The following is a 13,850-nucleotide window of genomic DNA, read 5'->3' as shown; positions in this document are numbered from 1 at the left end:
CCTGAACCAGTTCGATACGGATTCGGCCGCTTACAACATTCCGGTCGCCGTCCGCCTGTCCGGTGACCTCGATATTCCCGCGCTCCGGCAGGCGGTCGCCGATGTGGTGGACCGTCACGAAACCCTGCGGACACGCTATCCGGTGGGCCCGGGCGGAGTGCCGTACCAGGACGTACTTCCCACCGCGCAGGTGATCGCCGGGGGTCTCCCGCTCGTCGCCACCGATGATCCGGTGGCCAGGATCAGCGAGCTGCTGTCGGCCGGTTTCGATGTGACGGCCGAGGTGCCGTTGCGGGTCGAGCTGTTACAGGTTTCCGGAGCCGGCGATGCCGGCGAGGTGTCCGGTGCCGCAGGCGAATTCGTGCTGGCCATGGCGGTGCACCATATCGCGGCCGACGGCGCCTCGGTGGGACCGCTGACCCTGGATCTGATGACCGCGTACGCGGCGCGTACGGCCGGGGACGCCCCGGGCTGGGCGCCGTTGCCGGTGCAGTACGCGGATTACAGCATCTGGCAGCGGGAGTTGCTGGGTGATGAGGCCGACCCGCAATCGCTGGCAGCGCAGCAGGTCGGGTACTGGGAGTCGACGCTGGCCGGTATTCCCGATCAGTTGGATCTGCCCTCGGATCGGCCGCGTCCGGCGGTGCAGTCGTTTGCCGGTGGCCGGGTCGAGGTCGCGATCGACGCGGATGTGCACGCGGGTCTGGTGCGGCTGGCGCAGCAGCAGAACGCCACGCTGTTCATGGTCGTGCATTCGGCGTTGGCGGTGTTGTTGTCGCGGCTGTCGGGTGTCGATGACATCACGATCGGTACGCCGGTGGCCGGTCGTGGTGAGCAGGCGCTGGATGATCTGATCGGTATGTTCGTGAACACTCTGGTGTTCCGGACGCAGTTGGATCGTGGTGAGTCGTTCGCGGATCTGCTGGCGCGCCAGCGCGAGATCGATATCGCCGCCTATGCGCATGCCGATGTGCCGTTCGAGCGTTTGGTGGAGGTGCTGAATCCGGCACGTTCGCAGGGGCGGCATCCGTTGTTCCAGGTCGGGTTCACCTTCCAGAACATGACCGCGTCCGTACTCGAACTGCCCGGCCTGACGGTTTCCGCGGTGGATGTCGATGCCGAGATCTCGCAGTTCGACCTGAACCTGATACTCAACGACTCGTACGACATCACCGGTGTGCCGGGCGGGTTGTCAGGTTATCTGACCTACGCCACCGCGCTGTTCGACCACGCCACCGTCCAGGGCTTCGTGGACCGGTTCGTGCGGTTGCTGCAGGAGGTCCTGGTCGCGCCGGATACCGCTGTCGGTGATCTGGAGATCCTGGCCCCGGTCGAGCGTACGAAGATGCTGGCGGAGTGGAATGCCACCCGGCATGAGCTCCCGGAAGCGCTGCTGCTGGATCGGTTCGAGGCTGCTGCCGCGGGGCATCCGGAGCGAGTGGCGATCTCGTTCGAGGGGACGAGTCTGTCCTATGGCGAGTTCGCGGGTCGGGTGAATCGTTTGGCGCGGCATCTGATCGCCCAAGGTGTGGGTCCCGAGACGCTGGTCGGGTTGCTGGTGACGCGGTCGATCGATCTCGTGGTCGGGATGTATGCGGTGGTCGCGGCCGGTGGTGCGTATGTGCCGTTGGATCCGGCGCATCCGGCGGAGCGGATCGGCTACATTCTCGATACCGCGGCGCCGTTGTGTGTGCTGACCACGACCGTTGATGCGTTGGCAGTGCCGGAAGACACCGATGTGCCGGTGCTCGAGTTGGACACCTTGGACGTGTCCGGGTACGCCGATGGGACCGTGACCGACACCGATCGGTTGGCGCCGGTGCGGTCGTCGAATACGGCGTATGTGATCTTCACGTCGGGTTCGACGGGTCGGCCGAAGGGTGTGGCGGTTCCGCATTCGGCGATCGTGAATCAGGTCGCATGGATGCTGTCGCAGTATCCGATGGGTGCCGAGGACGTCTATCTGCAGAAGACCGCGACGACGTTCGACGTTTCTCTGTGGGGTTATTTCCTGCCCTTGGCGGCGGGCGCTCATTTGGTGGTTGCGGCCCCGGATGGTCACCGTGATCCGGCGTACCTGGCAGAGACCATCGCCGAACAAGAGGTGACGGTCACCGATTTCGTGCCGTCGATGTTGGGTGTGTTCGCCGCCCATACTCCCGCGGGTTCGATTCCCTCGCTCGAGCATGTGTTCGTGATCGGTGAGGCGTTGCCGCCGGAGACGGTGACCGCGATGCACGCGATCTCCGATGCCGCGGTGCACAACCTGTACGGTCCGACCGAGGCCGCGGTGTCGATCACCTATTGGCAGGCCACCGGTGACGAATCGGGCACTGTGCCGATCGGTGTGCCGCAGTGGAACAGCCGTGTGTATGTGCTGGATTCGCGGTTGCGGCCGGTTCCCGAGGGCGTGACGGGTGAGCTCTATCTTGCGGGCGATCAGCTCGCGCGGGGGTATGTGACCCGTCCGGATCTGAGTTCGGATCGGTTTGTGGCGAGTCCGTTCGATGCCGGGCAGCGGATGTACCGCACCGGTGACCTGGTGCGGTGGCGTCGCGCCGAGGGGGACTCCGGTTCGCAGATGGTGCTGGAGTATCTGGGTCGGACCGATTTCCAGGTGAAGTTCCGTGGTCAGCGGATCGAGCTGGGTGAGATCGAGTCGGCTCTGCTGGCGCAGCCTCAGGTGAGTCAGGCCGTGGTGACGGTCGCGGCCTCTGATCTGGGTGAGCAGCTCGTCGGCTATGTGGTGCCGGCTCCGGGCGCGCAGATCGAGTCGGCGGAACTCCTCGATGATCTACGTGATGTGCTGCCGGTGTACATGATTCCGGCTGTGGTCATGGAGCTCGAGGCGTTCCCGTTGAACACGTCGGGCAAGCTGGATCGTAAGGCTTTGCCGGCTCCGGTTTTCGAGACCCGGGAGTTTCGTGCCGCGTCGACTCCGATCGAGGAGATCGTGGCGGGTGTGTTCGCCGATGTGCTCGGGGTGGAGCGGATCGGTGCCGACGATGATTTCTTCGCGCTCGGTGGTAACTCGCTGATCGCGACCCAGGTCGCGGCACGCCTGGGCGCGGCGCTGGACACCACGGTGCCGGTGCGGATGCTGTTCGAGACACCGACCGTGGCGGCCCTGGCCGTGCGGGTGGAACAGGCCGGTGCGAGCGGGCGGGTGGCATTGACGCCGCGGGAACGCCCGATCCAGATCCTGCCCACCGGTGAGGTCGTGGAACAGGTGCCGCTGTCGCTGGCGCAGCAGCGGATGTGGTTCCTCAACCGGTACGACACCGAATCGGCGGTCAACAACATTCCGATCGCCATCCGGATGTCCGGCTATCTCGATATCGCGGCCCTGCAGGTGGCCTTCATCGATGTGATCGACCGGCACGAATCGCTGCGGACCGTGTTCCCGCAGAAGGGCCGGACTCCGGTCCAGGTGATCCTGGACGCGGCGCAGGTGGTACCGGATCTGACCCCGTTCCTGATCCGCGAGGACAGGCTCATCGATCACCTGATCGATCTGGTGACGATGGCCTTCGACGTCACCGTCGAGGTACCGCTGCACGCTCGGCTCTTCGAGATCAGCGAGAACGAATACGTGCTCGGTATGGTGGTGCACCATATCTCCGCCGACGGTTGGTCGATGGGCCCGCTGGCGCGGGATGTGATGGCCGCCTACGCGGCACGTGTCAGCTGGGAACCGCCGGCATGGGCGAGCCTTCCGGTGCAGTACGCGGATTACGCGCTGTGGCAGCGTGAGGTGCTGGGTTCGGAGGACGATCCCAATTCGCTCATCTCCGAACAGGTGCGGTACTGGAAGGAGAAGCTGGCCGGCCTGCCGGATGAGCTGGTACTTCCGGCCGACCGGCCCCGCGCCGCCGTTTCGTCCTTCTCGGGTGGCCTGCATTCGTTCGAGATCAGCCCGGAGACCCGCCGCCGGATCGTGGATCTGGGCTGGCGGCACAATGCTTCACCGTTCATGGTCGTGCACAGTGCACTGGCTGTGTTCCTGGCCAGGATCACCGGAGAATCCGATATCGGTGTCGGTACTCCGGTGGCCGGGCGTGGCGATGCGGCACTGGAGAACCTGGTCGGCATGTTCGTCAACACCTTGGTGTTGCGTACCCCGGTCCGCAGCGATATGTCCTTCACCGAATTGCTGGCAGAGGTCCGGAATACCGATCTCCAGGCTTTCGCGCACGCGGATGTGCCGTTCGAGCGACTGGTGGAGGTGCTGAATCCGGCACGTTCGCAGGCGCGCCACCCGATTTTCCAGGTTGCGCTGTCCTTCGAGAACCTGCCGGACCGGCATTTCGAATTGCCGGATCTACGCGTCGCGCCGGTCGATTTCGAGACCAGCCTGGAGAAGTTCGACCTCTCGTTCAATTTCCGGGGGACCGGCGACACCGCGGACGCCGGGATGCAGGGCGCGCTCTCGTACTCCCGGGACCTTTTCGATCACTCCACGATCGAGACATTCGCCGATCGGTTCGTCCGGTTGCTGGAGGAAGTTCTGGCGGCGCCGGAGACCGCTGTCGGTGATCTGGAGATCCTCACGCCGGTCGAGCGTACGAAGATGCTGGCGGAGTGGAATGCCACCCGGCATGAGCTCCCGGAAGCGCTGCTGCTGGATCGGTTCGAGGCTGCTGCCGCGGGGCATCCGGAGCGAGTGGCGATCTCGTTCGAGGGGACGAGTCTGTCCTATGGCGAGTTCGCCGGCCGGGTGAATCGTTTGGCGCGGCATCTGATCGCGCAGGGTGTGGGCCCGGAGACGCTGGTCGGGTTGCTGGTTTCGCGGTCGATCGATCTGGTCGTCGGGATGTATGCGGTGGTCGCGGCGGGTGGTGCGTATGTGCCGTTGGATCCGGCGCATCCGGCCGAGCGGATCGGTTACATTCTCGATACCGCGTCGCCGTTGTGTGTGTTGACCTCGACTTCTGATGCCGGTGCGGTGCCCGAGGGTGCGGGTGTGTCGGTGTTGGAGTTGGACACTCTCGAGACCGGTGGTTACGACTCGGCGCCGGTGACCGATGTGGATCGGTTGGCGCCGGTGCGGTCGTCGAATACGGCGTATGTGATCTTCACGTCGGGTTCGACGGGTCGGCCGAAGGGTGTGGCGGTTTCGCATTCGGCGATCGTGAATCAGGTCGCGTGGATGCTGTCGCAGTACCCGATGGGTGCCGACGATGTGTATTTGCAGAAGACCGCGACGACGTTCGACGTGTCGTTGTGGGGTTATTTCCTGCCCTTGGCGGCGGGTGCGCATTTGGTGGTCGCGACTCCCGACGGTCATCGTGATCCCGAGTATTTGGCGCGGACCATCGCCGAGCAAGAAGTGACGGTGACGGATTTCGTGCCGTCGATGTTGGGTGTGTTCGCTGCCCATACTGCGGCGGGTTCGATTCCGTCGCTCGAGCATGTGTTCGTGATCGGTGAGGCGTTGCCGCCGGAGACGGTGGCCGCGATGCACGCGATTTCTGGTGCGGCTGTGCATAACTTGTATGGTCCGACCGAGGCCGCGGTGTCGATCACCTATTGGCAGGCCACCGGCGGTGAGTCGGGGAGTGTGCCGATCGGTGTCCCGCAGTGGAATTCGCGTGTCTATGTGCTGGATTCGCGGTTGCGGCCGGTTCCTGCTGGTGTGACGGGTGAGTTGTATCTTGCGGGTGATCAGCTGGCGCGGGGTTATGTGACCCGTCCGGATCTGTCGGCGGATCGGTTTGTGGCGAGTCCTTTCGATGCCGGGCAGCGGATGTATCGCACGGGCGACCTGGTCCGGTGGACTCATGTGATCGGCGATTCGCCGACCGAGGGCTGGACCGAATCGTTGCCGGTGCTGGAGTATCTGGGCCGTACCGATTTCCAGGTGAAGTTCCGTGGTCAGCGGATCGAGCTGGGTGAGATCGAGTCGGCTCTGCTGGCGCAGCCCCAAGTGAGCCAGGCCGTGGTGACCGTTGCGGCATCCGAGCTGGGTGAGCAGTTGGTCGCCTATGTGGTGGCCGCGCCCGGGGAGCAGATCGTCTCCGATGTGCTGCTGGAGTCGCTGCGTGATGTGCTGCCGGTGTACATGATTCCGGCCGTGGTCATGGAGCTCGAGGCGTTCCCGTTGAACACCTCGGGCAAGCTGGATCGTAAGGCCTTGCCGGCTCCGGTGTTCGAGACCCGTGAGTTCCGTGCCGCGTCGACTCCGATCGAGGAGATCGTGGCGGGTGTGTTCGCCGATGTGCTCGGGGTGGAGCGGATCGGTGCCGACGATGATTTCTTCGCCCTCGGTGGTAACTCGCTGATCGCGACCCAGGTCGCGGCACGCCTGAGTGCGGCGCTGGACGCGCAGGTCCCGGTGCGGATGCTGTTCGAGGCGTCCACTGTCGCCGCGTTGGCCGCTGCCGCGGAATCGGCGACGGGGCGTGGGGATCTGCCGGTTCTGGCGGCGCGGGAGCGGCCGGAGCGGGTGCCGTTGTCGCTGGCGCAGCAGCGGATGTGGTTCCTGAACCGGTTCGACGATCGGTCCGCGGCCTACAACATCCCGCTGGCGGTGCGATTGACCGGTGATCTGGACGTCGACGCGCTGCGCGCGGCCGTCTCGGATCTGGTGGCTCGGCACGAAGTGCTGCGGACCGTGTATCCGGAAGTGGACGGTATCGGCTACCAGCAGGTGCTGCCGGCCGGTGCGGTCGATATCGAGCTCGATCCCGAGCCGGTCACCGAGGAAGAACTGCCTGCCCGCATCCTCGAGCTGGCCGGAGTGCTCTTCGACGTCGTGACCGAACTCCCGTTCCGGGTGTCGCTGCTGCGCCTGGACGAGCAGAACCACGTGCTCCTGCTGGTCGCGCACCACATCAGCGCCGACGGCTTCTCGCCGCGTCCGCTGCTGCGGGATCTCGTCGTCGCCTACAGCGACCGCAGCCGCGGTGTGGCCCCCGCCTGGGAACCGCTGGCAGTGCAGTACGCCGACTACACGCTGTGGCAGCGTGAGGTGCTGGGCTCGGAGGACGATCCCGAATCGGTGGCCGCCGAGCAGATCGCCTACTGGCGTGAACAGTTGCGGGATATGCCCGACCGGCTGGACCTGCCGTCCGACCGGCCACGGCCGGAGATCTCTTCCGATGCCGGTGCCGCCCACGATTTCGCGGTCGACGCCGAATTGCGTACCGGTCTGGAGAGTCTGGCCCGCTCGCACGGGACCACCCTGTTCATGGTGGTGCATGCCGCGCTCGCCGCCTGGGCGAGCCGGTTGTCCAGCAGTTCCGATATCAGTATCGGTACCCCGATCGCCGGGCGTGGCGAACAGGCACTCGACGATCTGGTCGGCATGTTCGTCAACACCCTGGTCCTGCGGACCGAGGTGGCCCCGGGTACGCCGTTCACCGAACTACTGGCCGAGGTGCGCCGCACCGACCTCGCCGCCTTCGCCAACGCCGATATCCCGTTCGAGCGGCTCGTCGACATCCTCAATCCGCGCCGCTCGCGGGCGCATCACCCGTTGTTCCAGGTCGTGCTGGCCTTCGAGGCCGCCTCGGTGGCGGATACGGCGGCGGTATCGCTGCCCGGGCTCGACCTCGGTGTCGTCGACTTCCAGACCGGTCAGTCGAAGTTCGATCTCCAGCTGACGGTCGGCACCGAGGGCGCCGCCGACGGCGGCCTGCGGATGCAGTGGGCATACGCCACCGATCTGTTCGACGCGGAGACCGTGGCCGGTTTCGCCGATCGTTTCCTGCGCATCCTGCGCGCGATCGTCCAGGAGCCGGCGACAGCGGTCGGCGATATCGATCTGCTCGCCGATACCGAACGCCTCGATGTGACACAGCGCTGGGTGGAATCCCGTGCGGATGCCGGCCCCGGTGTGTTCAGCATCGACGGCGTAGCGCTCGACGACCCCGAGACGGCCACCCTGGCCGGGTTGTTCGAGGCGACCGCCGGCGAGCATCCGCACCGGATCGCCGCGAAGTACGAGGGTGATCAGCTCACCTACGCCGAGTTGGAGCGCCGGGCCAATGTGCTGGCGCGCCGGTTGATCGACGAGGGCGCCGGCCCGGAGACCCGGGTCGCGGTGCTCTTGCCGCGGTCGCTGGATCTGGTGGTCGCTCTGCTCGCGGTGATCAAATCCGGTGCCGCGTACGTGCCGGTGGATCCGGATTCGCCCGCCGACCGGATCGCCTACATCCTCCAGGACTCGGGTCCCGCGACCGTGGTGCTGGATTCCTCGGTGCGGGTGGAACTGCCCGGCGGTATCTCCCATGTCGTGGTGGACGGTTACGCCGTGGAGGCCGGTGATATCGAGGACGCCGACGACGGCCCGATCACCGATGCCGACCGTCTGGCGCCGTTGCGTCCGGACAACACCGCATACGTCATCTACACCTCCGGTTCCACCGGCCGCCCCAAGGGCGTCGCGGTGGCGCACCGCAGTGTGGTGCGGCTGTTCGCCAATACCGAGCGCGAGTTCGGGTTCGGCCCCGAGGACGTGTGGACTCTGTTCCACTCCTACGCCTTCGACTTCTCGGTCTGGGAGCTGTGGGGCCCGCTGCTCTTCGGCGGCACCCTGGTGGTCGTCGACTACTACACCTCGCGCTCGCCGCAGCAGTTCCTGGAGCTGCTGCGTACCGAGCGGGTCACCGTGCTGAACCAGACGCCGTCGGCGTTCTATCAGCTGGCCGAGGCCGATCGCACCGCGGCGGCGGAACGCCCGCTGGCCCTGCGCTACGTCGTATTCGGTGGTGAGGCACTCGAACTGCGCCGGCTCTCCGACTGGGTCGCCCGGCACGGCGACGGCACGACCGGCCGCACCGTGCAGATCGGCGATCGGGAAACCGCCTCGCCGCTACTGGTGAACATGTACGGCATCACCGAGACCACGGTGCACGTGGCCTACCGCGCGCTGGACGCGGAGACCATCGCCGGGGCCACCGGTAGCGTGATCGGCCGGGCGATCGCCGGGCTGAAGATCTACGTGCTGGACACCCGGCTGCGTCCGGTGCCGGTCGGGGTGACGGGCGAGTTGTACATCGCGGGTGAGCAGCTCGCCCGCGGTTACCTGGATCGCCCGGATCTGACCGCCGCCCGTTTCGTGGCGGACCCGCTCGCCGGCCCCGGTACGCCCGGGGCACGGCTCTACCGCTCCGGTGACCTGGCGCGCTGGAACCGCTTCGGCGAACTCGAATACCTGGGCCGCGCCGACGACCAGGTCAAGGTGCGCGGCTTCCGGATCGAACTCGGCGAGATCGAGGCGGCGGTCCTCGCGCAGCCGGATATCGCGCAGGCCGCGGTCATCGTCCGTGAGGACAACCCGGGCGATCACCGGATCGTCGCGTACGTGGTGTCGGAGTCCGGTGCCGAGCCCGACACGGAAGCCATCCGCGAAGGCGTCGGTCGGCGGGTGCCCTCCTACATGGTGCCGTCCGCGGTGGTCGTCCTGGACCGGATCCCGTTGACCATCAACGGAAAGCTGGATCGCCGGGCCCTGCCCGCGCCGGTGTTCGAATCGGGTGGTTCCCGCGCGGCGTCGACCCCGATCGAGGAGATCGTGGCCGGGGTCTTCGCGGAGGTCCTCGGTACCGAACGGGTCGGCGCCGACGACGATTTCTTCGCCCTCGGCGGCAACTCGCTCATCGCGACCCAGGTCGCGGCCCGGATCGGCGCCGCACTCGATACCCAGGTCCCGGTGCGGATGCTGTTCGAGGATTCGACGGTGGCCGCGCTGGCGGCCCGGGTGGAACAGCAGGCCGGTGCCGGCGGGCGTCCGGTTCTCGCCCCGCGTCCCCGGCCCGAACGTCCGCCGCTGTCGCAGGCACAGCAGCGGATATGGTTCCTCAACCGCTTCGAACCGGAGTCCGCGGTCGACAATATTCCGCTCGTGCTGCGGCTCACCGGCGCGGTCGATTTGACGGTGCTGCTGCAGGCGGTGGCCGATGTGATCGCCCGGCACGAATCCCTGCGCACCGTGTACCCGGCGCACGAGGGCATCGGTTATCAGCAGGTGCTGCCGCCGGACCGCGCGGTTCCGGAGGTGGAGATCCTCGAAACGCACCGGGCCGCGGTGTCGGGTGCCGAACTCAGCGGCGATCTCCTCGCCTCGATCGCCGAATTCGGTTTCCGCGGCTTCGATCTGACCACCGAACTGCCGGTCCGGCTGCGGGTCTATCGCCTCACCGAGGACGACTACGTGCTGGCGGCCGTGGTGCACCATATCGCCGCCGACGGTTTCTCGATGCGGCCGCTGAGCCGTGACCTGATGATCGCGTACTCGGCACGTTCGGCCGGCGCGGTCCCGGATTGGGAACCGATGGCCGTGCAGTACATCGACTACGCGATGTGGCAGCGCGAGGTCCTCGGGTCCGATGACGATCCGGCGTCGCTGGTCTCCCAGCAGCTGGACTTCTGGCGCGCCGAACTGGACGAACTGCCCGACGAGCTCCGGTTGTCCAGCCGGCCCCGGCCGGCGGTCGCCAGCGAACGGGCGGCGACACACCGGTTCGTCGTGCCCGGTGCGGTGATCGACGAGTTGAACCGGGTCGCCCAGGCGCAGGGCGTCACGTTGTTCATGCTCGTGCACAGCACGTTCGCGACCCTGCTCGCCCGGCTCAGCGGTACCGACGATATCGCCATCGGTATCCCGGTCGCCGGTCGCGGCGAGCGGGTGCTCGACGAGTTGATCGGTATGTTCGTCAATACGCTGGTGTTGCGGACGCGGGTCGATATCGGCGCGCCGTTCACCGAACTGCTCGCGCATGTGCGCGATCGCGATCTGGCCGCGTTCGCCCACGCCGACGTGCCGTTCGAGCGACTGGTCGAGGCCCTCAATCCGGTCCGTTCCCAATCCCGCCAGCCGCTGTTCCAGGTGATGCTCGCCTTCCAGAACCTGGGCGATACCCGGCTGGAACTGCCGGGTCTGACGATGACCGGACTGGATGTCGAGATCCCCACCACCAAATACGACCTGTCGCTCACCATGAGCGACGCGGTCGCCGGTGGCTCGGGCATGGATGCCGAGATCCTCTACGCCACAGATCTCTTCGACGACGACTTCATCTCCGAGTTCGGCCGGCGATTCGTGCGGGTGCTGCGCGCGGTGATCGCGGACGCGACGGTGCCGGTCGGGGATATCGAGCTCATGGCCCCGGCCGAACGTGCCCTGGTGCTCGATCGCTGGAACGCGACGGGCTTCCCGGTGGAGACCGCGCTCACCGAGACCCCCGGCAATGCCACCGCCACCCTGGTCTCCCTGTTCGAGGCGCAGGTCGCCCGGACCCCGGACGAGGTCGCGCTGACCTTCGAGGGGACGAATCTGTCCTACGCCGAGTTCGCGGGGCGGGTACATCGGCTGGCCCGCCGGCTCGTGGAGATGGGTGTCGGGCCCGAGGTGTATGTGGCGCTGGGTATGCAGCGGTCCTTCGATCTCGTCGTCGGTATGTACGCGGTCGTCGTGGCCGGCGGCGCCTACATACCGCTGGATCCCGAACAGCCGGTGGAACGGCTCGGGCACATCCTCGACACCGCGCAGCCGGTGTGTGTGCTCACCGCCGGTGCGGACCTGGACCCGGTGATCGAGCGGCAGCTGCGCATCGATCGGCTGGATCTGTCCGAGTACTCCGATGCTCCGCTCACCGATGCCGATCGGCTGCGGCCGCTGCGCTCGGCCAACACCGCGTACGTGATCTTCACCTCCGGTTCGACCGGCCGCCCCAAGGGCGTCGCGGTGGCGCACCGGGCGATCGTGAACTACCTGGTGGCCGCGCACGCGCGGTACGGGATGAGCGCGTCCGATGTCATGCTGCAGCGCGGCACGGTCACCTTCGACGCTTCGGTGCCCGAGTTCTTCCTGCCGCTGCAGGTGGGCGCGCGGCTCGTCATCGCCCGCCCGGACGGGCACCGTGACCCCGCCTATCTCGCCGGGATCATCGCCTCCGAAGGGGTGACGACGGTGCAGTTCGTACCGTCGATGCTGTCGGTGATCATGGCCGACACCGGCCCCGACGCCTGGTCGAGTGTGCGCCATATCGTCGTCGGCGGCGAGGCGCTGCCCGTCGACCTTCCGCGACGGTTGCGGAAGCTGACCAATGCCCGGCTGGACAATCTGTACGGGCCCACCGAGGCCACGGTCGACGTCATCTACCACGAGGTGACCGAGGCCGATACGGTCTCGGTGCCGATCGGCGTCCCGGCTTTCAATACCCAGGCCTATGTGCTGGACGGCCGGTTGCGCCCGGTCCCGCCGGGGGTTCCGGGTGAGCTCTATCTGGCCGGCGCGCAGCTGGCGCGGGGGTATGTGGACCGCCCCGATCTGACCTTCGACCGCTTCGTGGCGAACCCGTTCGGCGCCGGCGTCCGGATGTACCGGACGGGCGATCTGGCGCGCTGGAACTCCGACGGCGAACTGGAATACCTGGGCCGCACCGACTTCCAGGTGAAGCTGCGTGGTCTGCGCATCGAACTCGGTGAGATCGAATCCGCGCTGCTCGGTGTGGAGGAGATCGCCCAGGTAGTGGTGGTCATGCGCGCCGATGAGCACACCGGTGACCAGCTGGTGGCCTACCTCGTGCCGGAACCCGGCCGGTCGATCGATGCGGAGGCAGTGCGGTCGGCGCTGCGTGCCGAACTTCCGGCTTATATGGTGCCCGCCGCCTTCGTGGTACTCGAGGCGTTCCCGATGAACGCCGCCGGCAAACTGGACCGCAAATCGCTGCCGGCGCCGGTGTTCGAGGCGCGTGTGTTCCGGGCGCCGTCGACCCCGATCGAAGAGGTCGTGGCGTCGACGTTCGCCGAGGTGCTCGGGCTGGAGCGGGTCGGCGCGGACGACGACTTCTTCGAGCTGGGTGGTAACTCGCTGGTCGCGACCCAGGTGGCGGCCCGGATCGGGGCCGCGCTCGATACCCAGGTCACGGTGCGCGCGCTGTTCGAGGCGCCCACGGTGGCCGCGCTGGCCGTGCGGGTCGAGCAGGCCGGTGAGAAAGCGCGTCCGGCCCTGGTGGCCGGGCCGCGGCCCGAGCTGGTGCCGTTGTCGTACGCGCAGCAGCGGATGTGGTTCCTGAACCAGTACGACCCCTCGTCGGTGGCCTACAACCTGCCGATGGCGATCCGGCTCTCCGGTGAGTTGGACGTGGCAGCTCTGCGCGCCGCCCTGGCCGATGTGCTGCGGCGGCACGAATCGCTGCGCACCTACTTCCCGGAGCGTTCCGGCGTGCCGGTGCAGCTGGTCGTGCCCGCGGACCGGGTCGATCTTCGCCTGGAGACCGTCGCGGTCACCGCCGACGAGCTGCTCACCGCGGTAACGGAATTCGTGGCTGCCGGTTTCGACGTGTCCGTGGCCCCGCCGTTGCGGGCTCGGTTGCTCGAGGTGACGCCGCGGGAATTCGTGCTGGTGGTGGTCGTGCACCACATCTCCGGCGACGGTTTCTCGATGGCCCCGCTGGCCCGGGACGTGATGACCGCGTACGCGGCGCGGGTCCGGGATCTCGAGCCGGGATGGGGTCAGCTTCCGGTCCAGTACGCCGACTACACGCTGTGGCAGCGGCAGGTGCTGGGCGCCGAGGACGACCCGAATTCGCCGCTGGCGCGCCAGATCGCGTTCTGGCAGCGCACCCTCGACGGTGTTCCCGACGAGTTGGCGCTGCCGATGGACCGGCCGCGTCCGGCGGTGGCGTCGATGCGCGGTGCCACGGTGAGCGGTGAGTTGTCCGCCGAGTTGATCCAGGGCCTGGACGGTGTGGCGCGTGGCCGTGGCGCGTCGATGTTCATGGTGCTGCACGCGGCGTTGGCGGCATTGCTGGCCCGGTTGTCGGGTTCGGACGATATCGCGATCGGTACGCCGATCGCGGGTCGTGGTGAGCGCGCTCTGGACGATCTGGTCGGCATGTTCG

General features: G+C 67.1%; 1 protein-coding gene and 1 pseudogene (1 of these 2 only partly in view). Both read left to right on the top strand.

What is annotated here, in order from left to right:
* Position 1 precedes the first annotated feature (1 nt).
* A pseudogene (locus ON38_RS38380) lies at positions 2-9,694 on the top strand (non-ribosomal peptide synthetase); the annotation flags it as partial.
* A protein-coding gene (locus ON38_RS21710; RefSeq protein WP_444543712.1) for a non-ribosomal peptide synthase/polyketide synthase crosses the window boundary here: on the top strand, positions 9,683-13,850 show its 5' portion. The gene runs 26,597 nt beyond the window's last position; the window shows 4,168 of its 30,765 coding nt (coding positions 1-4,168); the start codon lies at positions 9,683-9,685; its stop codon lies off the right edge, out of view. The pseudogene ON38_RS38380 and the gene ON38_RS21710, both read left to right, overlap by 12 nt.

The organism is Nocardia testacea NBRC 100365, assembly GCF_000308775.1.
Lineage (GTDB): Bacteria > Actinomycetota > Actinomycetes > Mycobacteriales > Mycobacteriaceae > Nocardia > Nocardia testacea.
This window is presented reverse-complemented; position numbering and strand designations above follow the sequence as displayed.